This window comes from Ruegeria sp. BF8 (assembly GCF_056538625.1).
On the sequence record NZ_JBQFTL010000001.1, the window covers coordinates 143378 to 156817 of the forward strand.

Sequence of the window (13440 nt, forward strand, 5' to 3'; positions counted from 1 at the left end):
TGCTCGCGGATGCCTTTACCTCAAAGAGACCCGTGCTGAAACCCCTGCTGAAGAAAGGCGCGCATTGAGCGACCCGGTGCATTTCGACCAAGGTGAACTGGTGGCGGTTCTGACGACCCAGCCGCTGGACCGGACGTTGGATTACAAGGCGCCCGAAGGGGGGTGTTTCCTGGGGGCTTTCGTCGAGGTGCCGCTGGGCCCGCGCAAGGTTCTGGGTGTGGTCTGGGGCGCAGGGCGCGGAGATTTCGACCGCAGCAAGATCCGCTCGGTCATCCGGGTGCTGGACGTGGCGCCCATGCGCGAAGAGATGCGCCTGTTCCTGCAGCGTGCGGCCGACTACACGCTGACGCCGATGCCGGCCATGCTGCGGCTGGCCACCCGCGCGCCGGGTCTGGGCGACCCGCTGTCGATGCGCAAGATCTATCGGCTGGGCAGCGGCACGCCTGACCGCATGACCGATGCCCGGGCCCGAGTGCTGGAAGTGCTGCGTGAGTATGGCGGGCTGGCCTTTACCCTGAAAGAACTGGCCGAGATGGCCGGGGTCACTTCGTCGGTCGTCAAAGGGTTGGTCAAGCAGGGCGCTGTGCGTGAGGAGGACAGCCCCCGCGACCTGCCTTATCCGACGCTGGATCCGGACCGGCCCGGCAAGGCGCTGACCCCCGATCAGACCGCTGCCGCCGACACGTTGCGGGCCGCGCTGCGCAGCGGAACCTATGGCACCACGCTGCTGAAGGGCGTGACCGGGTCGGGCAAGACCGAGGTTTACCTTGAAGCAGTGGCCGAAGTACTGCGCATGGGCCGGCAGGCGCTGGTGCTGCTGCCCGAGATTGCCCTGACCGCCGAGTTTCTGACACGGGTCGAGGAGCGGTTCGGCGCGCGCCCGGCCGAATGGCATTCCGGTGCCACGATGACTGAACGCCGCCGGGTCTGGCGCATGGTCGGGCAGGGCGATGCGCAGATGGTGGTCGGCGCGCGGTCGGCGCTGTTTCTGCCGTTCCGCGATCTGGGCCTGATCGTGGTGGATGAGGAACACGACACCTCGTACAAGCAGGAAGACGGCGTGCATTACAATGCGCGCGACATGGCGGTTCTGCGGGCGGCGATCTGCGGGTCGCGGGTGATCTTGGCCAGCGCCACGCCCTCGCTGGAAAGCTGGGCCAATGCCGAAGCCGGCAAGTACGACCGGTTGGACCTGACCTCGCGCTTTGGGGCGGCGGTGTTGCCGGAGATGAAGACCATCGACATGCGTGCCGAGAAGATGCAGCCGGGCACCTGGATTTCCCCCAGTCTGCGCCAAGCGGTGCAGGCGCGGATCGAGAAGGGCGAACAGTCGCTGCTGTTCATCAACCGCCGGGGATATGCGCCGGTGACGCTGTGCCGGGCCTGCGGCGAACAGATCGCCTGCGACCACTGCGATGCGCGCATGGTCGAACACCGGTTCCTCAAACGTCTGATGTGCCACCAGTGCGGCGAGACCAAGCCCATGCCCGAAGCCTGCCCCGCCTGCGGGGTCGAGGGCAAGCTGGCCCCGGTCGGCCCCGGCATCGAACGTCTGGCCGAAGAGGCCGAGGCGACCTTTCCCGACGCCCGCATCGCCATGCTCAGTTCCGACCTGTTCGGCTCGGCCCGGGCGCTGAAGGCCAAGATCGAAGAGATTGCCGAGGGTGACGCAGATATCGTCATCGGCACGCAGCTGGTGGCCAAGGGGCACAATTTCCCGAACCTGACGCTGGTCGGGGTGATCGACTCGGATCTGGGCCTGCACGGGTCCGACCTGCGCGCTGCCGAGCGGACCTTTCAACTGATGCGGCAGGTGGCGGGCCGGGCCGGGCGGGCCGACAAGCCGGGGACGGCGCTGCTGCAGACTTTTCAGCCCGAACACCCGGTGATCCGCGCGATCCTGTCGGGGGATGAGGAAGGGTTCTGGCGTGCCGAGGCCGCCGGGCGTCAGGCGGCCGGGGTGCCGCCTTATGGCCGGATGGCGGGGATCGTGCTGTCCGGCCCCGAGGTCGGGCCCGTCTTTGACATCGGCAACGTATTGGCGCGCAATGACGCGCCGCTGCGGCAGATCGGGGCACAGGTCTTTGGGCCTGCCCCGGCACCGATTGCCCGTATCCGCGGGCGGCACCGGGTAAGGCTGCTGGTCAAGGCGCCCAAGGGGGCACCGATCCAGGACGCCATCGCCCGCTGGATCGCACCTCTGCGCCTGAAGGGAGACATCCGCCTGACCGTCGATATCGACCCGCAGAGCTTCTACTGACTCTGCATCAGCGCAGACCCCATGTGCACGGGGGATTTCCTCTCGCCAGCCGGGCGGATTGGGCGTAGAGAACTCTCATGCTGAAACCGATGCCCCTGTCCCAGGCCCAGAGCCTGCCGTTCTGGCGCCGCCCCGTCACGTTGCTGTTCGTGATGGCGCTGACCATGCCGATCGCCTTCAACGCATGGAGCGCACTGCTGAACAACTTCGTGATCGAAGTCGCGGATTTCGACGGGGCAGACATCGGCCTGCTACACACGGTGCGAGAAATCCCGGGCTTTCTGGCCGTGGGCGTGATCGCGGTGATAATTTTCGTGCGCGAGCAGGTGCTGGCCATGATTTCGCTGATGCTGCTGGGCGTCGCCACGGCGGTGACGGCCTGGTTTCCCAGCCTCGGCGGGCTGCTGTTCGTGACCCTGTTCAGCTCGATCGGGTTTCATTACTACGAAACGGTGAATCAGTCGCTTCAGCTGCAATGGCTGCCCAAGGACCGCGCCCCGCAGGTGCTGGGCTGGCTGGTGGCGATGGGGTCGGCCTCGACGCTGGTGGTCTATGGGCTGATCGTGCTGACGTGGGATCGGTTCGATCTGTCCTACAACACGGTCTTCATGGCGGCTGGTGGGCTGACCGCGGTACTCGCACTGTTCTGCCTGATCGCCTATCCGCAATTCGATGCGCCGACACCGCAGACCAAGAAGATCGTGCTGCGCCGCCGCTACTGGCTGTATTACGCGCTGCAGTTCATGGCGGGCGCGCGGCGGCAGATCTTTGTCGTGTTCGCCGGGTTCATGATGGTCGAGCGCTTCGGCTTCGAAGTGCATCACTTGACCAGCCTGTACCTCATCAACCTGATCATCAACATGGCCGCCGCCCCTCTGCTGGGCAAGGCCGTCGCGGTGTTTGGCGAGCGGCGTACGCTGATCTTCGAATATTTGGGCCTTGCCATCGTATTTGCGGCCTATGGTGGCATCTACTGGTTCGGCTGGGGTGTGCTGCTGGCGGCCATTCTCTACGTCATCGACCACGTGCTGTTCGCGCTGGCTCTGGCGCTCAAGACCTATTTCCAGAAAATCGCCGATCCGGCCGATATTGCCCCCACCGCGGCGGTGGCCTTTACCATCAACCATATTGCGGCGGTGTTCCTGCCGGCACTGCTTGGCCTGTTGTGGGTCGTGTCGCCGGGGGCGGTGTTCGGCCTGGCGGCGGGTATGGCGCTGATCTCTCTGGCGCTGTCGCTGCTGATCCCGCGCCACCCCGAACCGGGGAACGAGACCATCTTTTCGAAATACGCGCCCGCACCGGCCGAATGACACGCGCGACGCTTGACCTCGGCGGCTGACGGCCCTAGGCGCAAAGGCGGTTTCTGCAGGAGGTTCCCATGCCCACATTCACCGCCCTGACCACCCTGAAAGGCAAAGCCGCGGCCGAAAGCCTGGGCGAAGCGATGGAGCGTCTGGAGCCCGAACCCACCGGCGTGGGTGTCTTCGAGGTCGAGGACGGCTCGGGCCTGTGGGAGGTCGGCGGCTATTTCACCGAAAGCCCCGACGAGGCCGCCCTGGCCCTGCTGGCGGCGGCCTTCGAAGCCAAGCCCTTCGTGGTGTCGGAACTGCCGGAAACTGACTGGGTCGCCCATGTCCGGCGCGAGCTGGCCCCGGTCGAGGCCGGGCGGTTTTTCGTCTATGGCAGCCACGATGCCGACAAGCTGCCCGAGGGGCGTATTCCGCTGCTGATCGAGGCAGCGATGGCCTTTGGCACTGGGCACCACGGAACGACGCTGGGGTGTCTGAAGGCGCTGGACAAGCTGATTGAGAATGGGTTCGAGGCCAGCAAGGTCGCCGATATCGGCTGCGGTACGGCGGTGTTGGCGATGGCGGCGGCGCGGGTCTGGGAAGGTGACATCCTGGCCAGCGACATTGATCAGGTCGCCGTCGACGTAGCCGAGGCCAACCTGAAGGCCAACGGCATGGCCGGAGCTGTCCGTTGTGTCGAGGCTGCCGGATTTGACCATCCTGACCTCCATGCGGCGGCGCCTTACGATCTGATTTTCGCCAACATTCTGAAAGGACCGCTGGTGGCCCTTGCCCCGGAAATCGCGCAGAATCTGCGCGGAGGCGGACATGCGATCCTGTCGGGAATCCTCAACGAGCAGGCCGACGAAGTGGAATCAGTTTATTCACGAAACGGATTCAATACGATGGATCGATGTATGATTGGTGAATGGACGACGCTAGTCTTAACCAAACAGGGCGCAAATTAGACCATTTGCAGGAGTTTTGTGGATTTTTGCCACGGTTTTGACGCATTCTCTTTCTACCGTCATCCAATGAATTTGGGGGGCGGTTTTTGGAGGCTGCCATGACAGGAAAACAACTTGAATTCGATCAGCGCGTTCATCGGCTGACAAAGAAACACAACAAGATGAGCCGTGGCTATCGCGCGACCATGCGCAAAGATGGTCTGGTCGTCATGAAACCCCAGCGGGTACGCTCGGCGGTTCCGGCCAAGGTTCTGTTGCTGTGCCTGTGCGGATTTTTTGCTTTCAAAGCGTTCCTGCTATCCAATCTCGGTCCGACCGGATACCAGTATCGGGTGGATGCCCTGAACGAAGGGACATCGGTTGAACAGGCGGGCGCGTGGATCATGCAGATCGATCCATTGTCGCAGGCCATTTCGACACAGCTGAACAAGATTCTCTACTGAACTCTCTCTCCTAAAGAGCCTTCAAAAGACAGAAACACCGCGTACCTTTCGGTCCGCGGTGTTTCCGTGCTGCCCCGAGGGAGGATAGGGGCGAGAGCGGGTGGTTTCAGTACAGACGGCGGCGGCCAGCAGCGACCTCGTCGATGTCACCGCGGCACAGGCCGATATCTTCCAGTTCACGGTTGCTCAGACCGTTCAATGCATTGCGCGTCACGCGTGCGTCGTTCCATGCGACAACGGCGTTCACGACGGATGCCAGAAAGGCGCCGATACGGCCGACAAGGCCAAACGAGCCAATCGAGGCGCGGGTTGTGTCAATTGCAGCCATATCCTGCTTCCTTCTGTTCAGTGTTGACGTTTGAATGTCGAATTCCCGGGCCAGTTAGTGATGTCGGATTGACCTTGCAAGTGCTGAAACTGCATGTGTCCTATGCAGTTTTTGCAATGCTTCGAAAATGATGAAAGTCCCTTAAATTATTGGTGAAAACTGCTTTGGGAATGTGTCGGTTTTAGACTTTCTAGGGTCGCAATGCGTCCGAGTTGTCGCGGACGGAACAGGCGTGTCGCATTTGGGTGCCGGATCAATTTTCTTGGAAAATGTTCACGCTTCGTGCTAATCGAGAGAAAAGACAATGAAAACCCGAGCAGGCCGAGGCACAACATGCGAATTCTGGGCATTGATCCGGGGCTGCGAACCCTGGGGTGGGGCGTCATCGAATCACATGGCAGCCGACTGAGCCATGTTGCCAACGGCCTGTGCAAATCCGACGGGGATGATCTGGGCGAGCGGCTTTTGTCGCTGCACAACCAGATCGTCGAGGTGATCGCCGAACATCAGCCCGACCAGGCAGCCATCGAACAGACCTTTGTCAACAAGGACGGCGCCGGGACGCTGAAGCTGGGTCAGGCGCGCGGAGTGGCGTTGCTGACCTTGGCGCAGGCTGGGTTGCCGGTGGGCGAATACGCGCCCAACCGGGTCAAGAAAACCGTGGTGGGCGTGGGGCACGCCGAGAAGGAACAGATTCTGCACATGGTCAAACTTCAACTGCCGGGATGCCAGCCCAAGGGGGCCGACGCCGCGGATGCGCTGGCGATCGCGATCTGTCATGCGTTCTACGGTGCGACACCGCAGGCGCGCATCAAGCAGGTGGCCACATGATCGGCAAACTGACCGGACGCATCGACTACCGCGCGGCGGATCACCTTCTGATCGACGTGCGCGGGGTCGGCTACATCGTCTATTGCTCGGACCGCACCATGGCGGCCCTGCCTGGGGTGGGCGAGGCGGTCTCGCTGTACACCGATCTGGTGGTGCGCGAGGACCTGATGCAGCTTTATGGCTTTCTGTCTTTGGTCGAGAAAGAGTGGCATCGGCTGCTCTGCTCGGTTCAAGGGGTGGGGGCCAAGGTGTCTCTGGCCATTCTGGGCGCGCTGGGGCCGGACGGGGTCAGCCGGGCCATCGCGCTGGGCGATTGGGGCGCGGTAAAGGCGGCCAAGGGCGTCGGGCCCAAGACCGCGCAGCGCATCGTGCTGGACCTGAAAGACAAGGCGCCCGGCGTCATGGCGATGGGCGGCACGGTGACCGAGGCGATGGACGGCCCCGTGGCCGAGGTGGTTGAACCCGCAGACCCGGCGCCGGTCCGGGTGCGGGCCTCGAAACCCGGTGCGGGTGCGGCGTCGGCGGGTGCTTTGTCGGCGCTGTCGAACCTGGGCTATGGCCCGTCCGAGGCCGCATCGGCCGTGGCCGAGGCCGCCGCCAACCTGCCCGATGCCGGCGAGGCCGAATTGATCCGCGCGGCGTTGAAACTGCTGGCTCCGAAAGGCTGAATGAATGGTTGATGCCGACCCGACCCTGCGCCCGCAGCCTCTGCCCGAGGACAACGACCGCGCCTTGCGCCCGCAGGGGCTGGACGAATTCATCGGCCAGGCCGAGGCGCGGGCCAATCTGCGCATCTTCATCCAGTCGGCCCGCCAGCGGAACGAGGCGATGGACCACACGCTGTTCCACGGCCCTCCGGGCCTGGGCAAGACGACGCTGGCGCAGATCATGGCGCGCGAGCTGGGGGTGAACTTCCGCATGACCTCGGGGCCGGTTCTGGCCAAGGCCGGGGATCTTGCGGCGATCCTGACCAACCTCGAAGAGCGCGACGTGCTGTTCATCGACGAGATTCACCGCCTGAATCCGGCGGTGGAAGAGGTGCTGTACCCGGCGATGGAGGATTTCGAGCTGGATCTGGTGATCGGCGAGGGCCCCGCGGCCCGTACCGTGCGGATCGAACTGCAGCCCTTTACCCTGGTCGGGGCGACCACGCGGATGGGCCTGCTGACCACCCCGCTGCGCGACCGGTTCGGCATTCCGACCCGGCTGCAATTCTACACCGTGGAAGAATTGCACGAGATCGTCACCCGCAACGCCCGCAAGCTGGGCGCGCCGGCCGATGACGACGGTGCGCGCGAGATCGCGCGCCGGTCGCGGGGCACTCCCCGTATCGCCGGGCGGCTGCTGCGGCGGGTCGTGGATTTCGCCATCGTCGAGGGCGACGGCCGCATCACGCGCGAATTGGCCGATGGCGCGCTGACGCGGTTGGGCGTCGATAATCTGGGCTTGGACGGCGCCGACCGCCGCTATCTGAAACTGATCGCCGAAAATTATGGCGGTGGCCCGGTAGGGATCGAGACCTTGTCGGCCGCCTTGTCCGAGAGCCGCGACTCGCTGGAGGAAGTGATCGAGCCCTATCTGCTGCAACAGGGCCTGATCCAACGCACGCCGCGCGGCCGGATGCTGGCGCAGAAGGCCTGGACGCATTTGGGCATGGCCGCGCCCAAGGGACAGAGCGACCTGTTTGGCTGACGACTGTAGATCAGCCTTTACGCTCGCGGATTTTCACCAGCATCTCGTACTCGGGTTCGAAATGAGGACGGAATGCGGCCAATTCTTCCGCAGACAGCTTTTTGCGTGACAACGACCTGTTTTCGTGGCGCATAGGCAAGTCCACCGAGAACAACGCCTGGGCGCTTTCAAGCAAATTGCCGAGTTCGTGAAAGAAACCGACTTGATCTAGAGAGGACACAGCCTCGACAGCCTCTTCCACGTCGAAGTTTTCGCTGAACATATAAAGCTGACGCAGCAGGTGATCGCGGTCAGCGGATGCGATGAAATCGGCAAAGTCGCCCTTCGCCCAATCGCCTTCGGATGCCAGGCAGGGGTGATCGACGCCGTTTTCAATATACCCTTTCAGCATCAAAAAGTGGCTGTAGGCCCGCTCGACCGGATCGCGGAACACAGTAAATGTGCAGGTCTTGGCAGGCACCTTCAGTGAATGGAACGGCGAATGTGAAAACGCGTAGGCAAAGCTGCCCGCCTTTATCAGCCGCTCGTTCCAGCCGACCGCAGGTCCGATCTCGCCGGCAATTCGGTGTTTGGGGGAGCCCGCAAGAGCTTTCACTGTCACACGCTTGCCGGCGAACGCCGACAGGAACGCCGCATTCAACGAAGAGCCGGCTGTTTTTCTGATGTGATAATGGTAGACGCGGTCAAATTCAGGAGTTAGCCGTCCTTTGTGCTGTGGCGGATTTCTTCTGATCCAGGAAAGCATTGGGTCGATGTTTCGTCCTTGTCAGAGATGGCCGAGACCGTCTGTTCTGGTGGTGTCGGTAACGCCTGGCAACATGGCGTTTGTCGTGGGCATATCTTTGTTTGCGACAGTAAACAACGGCCCCGAGACTGAAAAAAGAGGGAATTGCCAATGACGCCTGAGGGTGTTGCCGAGTTGTTTTGCCGCGCGGACGGGAACTATCTTTTCGCACGTTGGGGACGGCCCATCGTGCCGATCGTATTTGGAGTGGAAGACAAGACACTAGCAACGGTCAAAGGCGCGTTCGAGGCGGTCGTGGCACTGGCCGGCCATAAGATGGCCGAGACCGACCCCGAGTTGGGCGCCAACTGCATGGTGTTCTTTTTTCGCGATTGGGCCGAGCTGCTTGAAGTGCCTGACCTTGACCGGCTGATCCCGGACCTCGCGCCACTGGTCGAGCGGCTCGATGCTGGCGGAGCCAACCAGTATCGAGCCTTCAGGTTCGATCCGGACGGCGCGATCCGTGCTGCGTTTGTCTTTGTGAGTATGGACAGTGAGCTGTCGAAAGTTTCGGCCGAAACGCTGGCGTTGTCGCAGGTCGTTCAGACCATTCTTTTGTGGTCGGATACAGCCTTCCGAGAGCGCTCGCCCCTGGCCGTGGCGGGAGACACCACGATCCTGCGGCCCGACATTGCCGCGCTGATCCGTGCAGCCTATGATCCGGTTTTGCCGGCGGTGGCGCGGGACCCGTCCCATGCGCTGCGGCTGTTCGCACGCATGGAGCCGACGCAATGAAGCATGTCTTTCCCGTCCGCGTCTACTACGAGGACACCGACATGGGGGGCGTGGTCTATCACGCCAACTATCTGCGCTATATCGAGCGCGCCCGGTCGGATTGGGTGCGCAACCTGGGCAATGACCAGAACGCAATGCGCGAGGCTGGTATCATCTGGGTCGTGCGGAGGGTCGAGGCCGACTATCTGGCGTCTGCGCGGTTCGACGACGAGTTGCTGGTCGAAACCGAGGTCGTCGCGATCTCCGGCGTGCGACTGACCATGGCTCAACTCATCCGGCGCGGCGAGACCGAAGTCTTCCGCGCGACCGTGACGGCCGTTTGCGTCAATCAGGATGGCCGGCCGATCCGGCTCCCGGCAGAGATTCGCGCATTGCTGTAACAATTTGCTCAGCCCCTGTGGTTCTGTTGGCAATTTGCCCCTAACTACGCTAGCGTTTGGCAAAACAAGGCCAATCAACGGCTGTCAGGCAAAACAAAGAGCAGGTTCATGGAAGCTGAAACGCTGGCGCTGGCGCAGGAGATCGATTTCTCCATGTGGGGGCTGTTCGCCCGTGCGACATTCATCGTGAAAGTGGTGATGCTGATCCTTGTGGTCGCATCCTTCTGGTCATGGTCGATCATCATTCAAAAGCTCATCACCTATCGCAGCGCGCGACGCGAAGCGCAGGTGTTCGACGAGGCGTTCTGGTCGGGCAACCCGCTGGACGAGTTGTTTGAACAGATCGGAACGCAGCCGGATGGCAGTTCCGAAAAGATCTTCGCAGCCGGCATGATCGAGTGGCGCCGCTCGCACCGCGCCGACGGTGGACTCATAGCCGGCGCGCAGGCCCGGATCGATCGTTCTATGGATGTGGCCATCGCCAAAGAGGCCGAGGGTTTGCAAAAGGGTCTTTCGATCCTTGCGACCGTGGGTTCGACTGCGCCCTTCATCGGCCTGTTCGGTACGGTTTGGGGCATCATGAACGCCTTCATCGAAATCGCCGAACAGCAGAACACAAACCTGGCCGTCGTGGCACCGGGCATCGCCGAAGCTTTGCTGGCGACCGGTCTTGGCCTGCTGGCCGCAATTCCGGCCGTAATCTTCTACAACAAACTTAGCGCGGACAGCGATCGCATCGTTGGCGGGTACGAGGCTTTTGCCGACGAATTCGCAACCATTCTGTCCCGCCAGTTGGACAGCTGACATGGGTGCGGCGATCCAGCAATCGTCTGGCGGCAACGGACGACGCCGAGGACGGCGGCGCGGGCGTGCGCAGCCGATGGGTGAAATCAACGTCACACCCTTTGTCGACGTGATGCTGGTGCTGCTGATCATCTTCATGGTCGCGGCTCCGCTGATGACCGTGGGGGTCGAGGTTGATCTACCCAAAACCGCCGCCAGCGCTCTGCCCGGCGACAACGAGGAACCGTTGACCGTCACGCTGACAGCCGACGGGCGGGTTCAGATACAGACCACCGAGGTGTCCCGCGACGAGTTGATCGGTAAGCTGCGCGCCATTGCTGCCGAGCGCAGCAGCGACCGCGTCTACCTGCGGGCCGATGGCGCCATTCCTTATGCGCAGGTCATGCAGGTCATGGGTGCGTTGAATGCCGGCGGGTTTTCGAATGTGGGACTTGTCACCGATACTGGCGGGCCGGCGCTGGACGCGGGCGGAGAGTGAGGCTGCGCGGTGGATACCGGCACCAAGATTTCGGCGATTGCCCATGTGACATTGATCGGATGGGCCCTGTTCGGCGGCACGTTCCGATCCGAGCCGCTGCCTTTTGCAGTGCAGGAGGTGTCGGTGGTTTCGGCTGAGCAATTCGCTGCCCTGACGGCGCAAAGCGATGCGCCCGAAGTTCCGACGCCCCCCAACGCATTGGAAGACCCGATCGTGCAACCCCCGGCACCCGAAGTGCCGGAGCCGTCGGTCGAAGAACAGCCGCGCCCCGAGCCGGTCACGCCACCTGAACCGGAGCCCGAGCCGCAACCCGAGGCAGTTGTGACTCCACCCGAACCCGACGTGATCGAGCAGCCTCCGGTACTGGATGAACCGGAACCCGAGGTTGCGGTTTTGCCGGCGCTGCCCGAGTCCCAGCCCCGCCCGGCGGACAAGGTGGCCCCCGAACCCATCGCTCCGCCGCCACTGGATGCAAAGCCGGACGATATCGAAACACCGGCGGTTTCGCTGGATGAAGGGGCTGAGATCCAGCAGGAGCAGCAAGACCAGACCGCGCCCGAGGAAGCCACGGACCAGATCGTGACCGAGGCGGAAGAGGCCAAGGACCTGTCGCCACAAAGCTCGCCGCGTCCCCGGGTTCGGCCCAATCGGCCCAAGCCCGCGGAAACCGAACAGACCGCGACCGCCGAGCCTGTCGAACAGGCTGCGGAACCCGACGAGGCCGCGATCAATGACGCGCTGGCCGAGGCCTTGGGCGGGGCGTCCGAGCCGTCCGGTCCGCCTCTCACCGGCGGTGAAAAGGATGCGATGCGTCTGGCTGTTTCGCGGTGCTGGAACGTGGGCTCGTTGTCGACCGATGCGCTCAAGACCGTTGTGGTGGTCGGTTTCTCGCTGAACCGCGACGGCTCGATCGTTCCCGGCAGCCTGCAGCTTCTGGACAGCTCCGGTGGCTCGGACGGGGCCGCAAAACAGGCATACGAGGCCGCCCGGCGTGCGATTTTGCGCTGTGGAGCAAAAGGATATGACCTTCCTGCTGACAAATACGAGCATTGGAAGGATATTGAGATCACCTTCAATCCCGAGAGGATGCGGATCAAATGATGAAACTTCTGACCAGCCTCTTCGTTGGCCTGACCCTTCTGTCGGCCCCCGTGTCTGCGCAAACCGGCCCACTTCGGCTGGAATTGGATGAAGGCATTATCGAACCTTTGCCATTTGCGGTGCCCAGCTTTGTACCGGACAGTCCGGCGGCCAGCCAGTTTGCGGCTGACATCAGCCGCGTCATCGCCGAGGACCTGACCGGAACCGGCCTGTTCCGTGAGATTTCGCCGGATGCATTCATCAGCCGTGTCAGCAGTTTCGAAGCGCCGGTCCAATTTGCGGATTGGAAGGCGATCAATGCCGATGCGCTGGTCACCGGCGCGGTGAATGTCTCGGGCAATACCCTGTCCGTCCGGTTCCGGGTCTGGGATGTATTCTCGGGTCAGGAATTGGGCAACGGCCTGCAATTTGCTGGTACAACCGAGGGCTGGCGCCGAATGGCGCACAAGGTGGCTGATCAGGTCTACAGCCGCATTACCGGTGAGGGAGGCTATTTCGACAGCCGCGTGGCTTTTGTCTCGGAAACCGGCCCAAAGGATCAGCGCCGCAAGCGGCTGGCCATCATGGACTATGACGGGGCGAATGTTCAGTACCTGACCGACAGTGCCGCGATCGTTCTGGCCCCGCGCTTTTCGCCAACGGGCGATCGGCTGCTCTACACCAGCTATGAAAGCGGCCGGCCACGGATTTACGTTCTGGATGTTGGCCGGGTCAAGCGGCAGGAATTGCAGACTCAGGAAGGTACGATGAGTTTCTCGCCGCGCTTTTCGCCTGATGGACGCTCGATCGTCTACTCGCTGACGCAGGGCGGCAATACGGATCTGTGGAAAATGGATCTGGCATCCGGGCAAAGCGTGCGCCTGACCAATACGCCCGCAATTGAAACCGCGCCCAGCTATTCGCCTGACGGATCGCGGATCGTCTTCGAGAGCGACCGGTCAGGCAGCCCTCAGTTGTATATCATGCCGGCAAATGGCGGTGAGGCAACCCGCATCAGCTTTGGCCAAGGGCGCTATGGGACGCCCGTCTGGTCACCACGCGGAGATCTGGTGGCCTTTACCAAGCAGAACAAGGGCCGGTTCCATATCGGCGTGATGCGACTGGACGGTAGCGAGGAGCGGCTGTTGACCGCCTCGTTCCTGGACGAGGGGCCCACATGGTCGCCCAATGGCCGGGTCATAATGTTTGCGCGGGAAACCCAGGGCGCCAGCGGGCGTTCGACCCTGTACTCGGTCGACATTTCGGGCCGAAACCTGCGCCCCGTACGCACCCCGGACGGTGGCAGTGACCCGTCCTGGGGGCCACTGTTGAATTAAGAGACCGCCGGTCGCGCCGAAGTTCACAAGG

General features: G+C 62.7%; 15 protein-coding genes. 13 read left to right on the forward strand and 2 right to left on the reverse strand.

The features are described from left to right. Positions 1-64 precede the first annotated feature (64 nt). The 4 genes from ACR0LD_RS00660 (at position 65) to ACR0LD_RS00675 (ending at position 4960) form a co-directional block, all read left to right on the forward strand. On the forward strand, positions 65-2260 hold the full coding sequence (locus ACR0LD_RS00660; protein WP_480635274.1) for a primosomal protein N': 2196 nt from the start codon (positions 65-67) through the stop codon (positions 2258-2260). A gap of 77 nt (positions 2261-2337) precedes the next feature. Beyond that, positions 2338-3570 carry an MFS transporter gene (locus ACR0LD_RS00665; protein ID WP_170337866.1) on the forward strand — a complete coding sequence of 411 codons (1233 nt, stop codon included), beginning with the start codon at positions 2338-2340 and terminating at the stop codon, positions 3568-3570. A gap of 68 nt (positions 3571-3638) precedes the next feature. Then, complete coding sequence (locus tag ACR0LD_RS00670; protein WP_480635276.1) at positions 3639-4517, forward strand: 50S ribosomal protein L11 methyltransferase; 879 nt, start codon at positions 3639-3641, stop codon at positions 4515-4517. A gap of 98 nt (positions 4518-4615) precedes the next feature. After that, positions 4616-4960 carry a hypothetical protein gene (locus ACR0LD_RS00675; RefSeq protein ID WP_170366671.1) on the forward strand — a complete coding sequence of 115 codons (345 nt, stop codon included), beginning with the start codon at positions 4616-4618 and terminating at the stop codon, positions 4958-4960. 106 nt (positions 4961-5066) lie between these two features. Here ACR0LD_RS00675 and ACR0LD_RS00680 read toward each other — a convergent pair whose 3' ends face one another. Further along, positions 5067-5288, reverse strand: a complete 222-nt coding sequence (locus ACR0LD_RS00680) for a DUF1127 domain-containing protein (RefSeq protein ID WP_093962786.1) — start codon at positions 5286-5288, stop codon at positions 5067-5069. A 333-nt stretch (positions 5289-5621) separates the two neighbouring features. Between ACR0LD_RS00680 and ruvC the strand changes: the two genes are divergently transcribed. From ruvC to ruvB, 3 genes are read left to right on the forward strand one after another with little or no spacing between them, the layout of a single operon-like run. Next, positions 5622-6119 carry a crossover junction endodeoxyribonuclease RuvC gene (ruvC, locus tag ACR0LD_RS00685; protein ID WP_149775764.1) on the forward strand — a complete coding sequence of 166 codons (498 nt, stop codon included), beginning with the start codon at positions 5622-5624 and terminating at the stop codon, positions 6117-6119. Continuing rightward, positions 6116-6787 (forward strand): Holliday junction branch migration protein RuvA, encoded by a 672-nt coding sequence (ruvA, locus tag ACR0LD_RS00690; RefSeq protein WP_170358156.1) that lies wholly within the window; start codon positions 6116-6118, stop codon positions 6785-6787. Before ruvC ends, ruvA begins: the two co-directional genes overlap by 4 nt. Before the next feature lie 4 nt (positions 6788-6791). Next, positions 6792-7811 (forward strand): Holliday junction branch migration DNA helicase RuvB, encoded by a 1020-nt coding sequence (gene ruvB / locus ACR0LD_RS00695; protein ID WP_170337873.1) that lies wholly within the window; start codon positions 6792-6794, stop codon positions 7809-7811. Positions 7812-7821: 10 nt separating this feature from the next. Here ruvB and ACR0LD_RS00700 read toward each other — a convergent pair whose 3' ends face one another. Further along, positions 7822-8556, reverse strand: coding sequence for a hypothetical protein (locus tag ACR0LD_RS00700; protein ID WP_480635279.1), 735 nt, complete (start codon positions 8554-8556; stop codon positions 7822-7824). 150 nt (positions 8557-8706) lie between these two features. On the opposite strand from ACR0LD_RS00700, the gene ACR0LD_RS00705 reads away from it, so the two are divergent. From ACR0LD_RS00705 to tolB, 6 genes are all read left to right on the forward strand, one after another. Continuing rightward, positions 8707-9330, forward strand: a complete 624-nt coding sequence (locus ACR0LD_RS00705) for a hypothetical protein (protein ID WP_170443540.1) — start codon at positions 8707-8709, stop codon at positions 9328-9330. Further along, on the forward strand, positions 9327-9710 hold the full coding sequence (gene ybgC, locus ACR0LD_RS00710; RefSeq protein ID WP_093962779.1) for a tol-pal system-associated acyl-CoA thioesterase: 384 nt from the start codon (positions 9327-9329) through the stop codon (positions 9708-9710). Before ACR0LD_RS00705 ends, ybgC begins: the two co-directional genes overlap by 4 nt. A 108-nt stretch (positions 9711-9818) precedes the next feature. Then, positions 9819-10514 carry a protein TolQ gene (gene tolQ / locus ACR0LD_RS00715; protein WP_093962778.1) on the forward strand — a complete coding sequence of 232 codons (696 nt, stop codon included), beginning with the start codon at positions 9819-9821 and terminating at the stop codon, positions 10512-10514. Position 10515: 1 nt separating this feature from the next. Further along, on the forward strand, positions 10516-10992 hold the full coding sequence (tolR, locus tag ACR0LD_RS00720) for a protein TolR (protein WP_170362911.1): 477 nt from the start codon (positions 10516-10518) through the stop codon (positions 10990-10992). 9 nt (positions 10993-11001) lie between these two features. Further along, entirely contained in the window at positions 11002-12093 is a 1092-nt protein-coding gene (locus tag ACR0LD_RS00725; protein ID WP_480635282.1) for an energy transducer TonB, read from the forward strand. After that, entirely contained in the window at positions 12090-13409 is a 1320-nt protein-coding gene (tolB, locus tag ACR0LD_RS00730) for a Tol-Pal system beta propeller repeat protein TolB (RefSeq protein WP_093962775.1), read from the forward strand. Before ACR0LD_RS00725 ends, tolB begins: the two co-directional genes overlap by 4 nt. Positions 13410-13440: the final 31 nt, after the last annotated feature.

Excerpts from the sequence above, each read along its gene's own strand:
- ruvB (WP_170337873.1), top strand. The coding sequence starts at position 6,792 with ATGGTTGATGCCGACCCGACCCTGCGCCCGCAGCCTCTGCCCGAGGAC.
- ruvA (WP_170358156.1), top strand. The coding sequence starts at position 6,116 with ATGATCGGCAAACTGACCGGACGCATCGACTACCGCGCGGCGGATCAC.
- ruvC (WP_149775764.1), top strand. The coding sequence starts at position 5,622 with ATGCGAATTCTGGGCATTGATCCGGGGCTGCGAACCCTGGGGTGGGGC.
- ACR0LD_RS00705 (WP_170443540.1), top strand. The coding sequence starts at position 8,707 with ATGACGCCTGAGGGTGTTGCCGAGTTGTTTTGCCGCGCGGACGGGAAC.
- ACR0LD_RS00700 (WP_480635279.1), bottom strand. The coding sequence starts at position 8,556 with ATGCTTTCCTGGATCAGAAGAAATCCGCCACAGCACAAAGGACGGCTA.
- tolR (WP_170362911.1), top strand. The coding sequence starts at position 10,516 with ATGGGTGCGGCGATCCAGCAATCGTCTGGCGGCAACGGACGACGCCGA.
- tolB (WP_093962775.1), top strand. The coding sequence starts at position 12,090 with ATGATGAAACTTCTGACCAGCCTCTTCGTTGGCCTGACCCTTCTGTCG.
- ACR0LD_RS00670 (WP_480635276.1), top strand. The coding sequence starts at position 3,639 with ATGCCCACATTCACCGCCCTGACCACCCTGAAAGGCAAAGCCGCGGCC.
- ACR0LD_RS00675 (WP_170366671.1), top strand. The coding sequence starts at position 4,616 with ATGACAGGAAAACAACTTGAATTCGATCAGCGCGTTCATCGGCTGACA.
- ybgC (WP_093962779.1), top strand. The coding sequence starts at position 9,327 with ATGAAGCATGTCTTTCCCGTCCGCGTCTACTACGAGGACACCGACATG.
- tolQ (WP_093962778.1), top strand. The coding sequence starts at position 9,819 with ATGGAAGCTGAAACGCTGGCGCTGGCGCAGGAGATCGATTTCTCCATG.
- ACR0LD_RS00665 (WP_170337866.1), top strand. The coding sequence starts at position 2,338 with ATGCTGAAACCGATGCCCCTGTCCCAGGCCCAGAGCCTGCCGTTCTGG.
- ACR0LD_RS00680 (WP_093962786.1), bottom strand. The coding sequence starts at position 5,288 with ATGGCTGCAATTGACACAACCCGCGCCTCGATTGGCTCGTTTGGCCTT.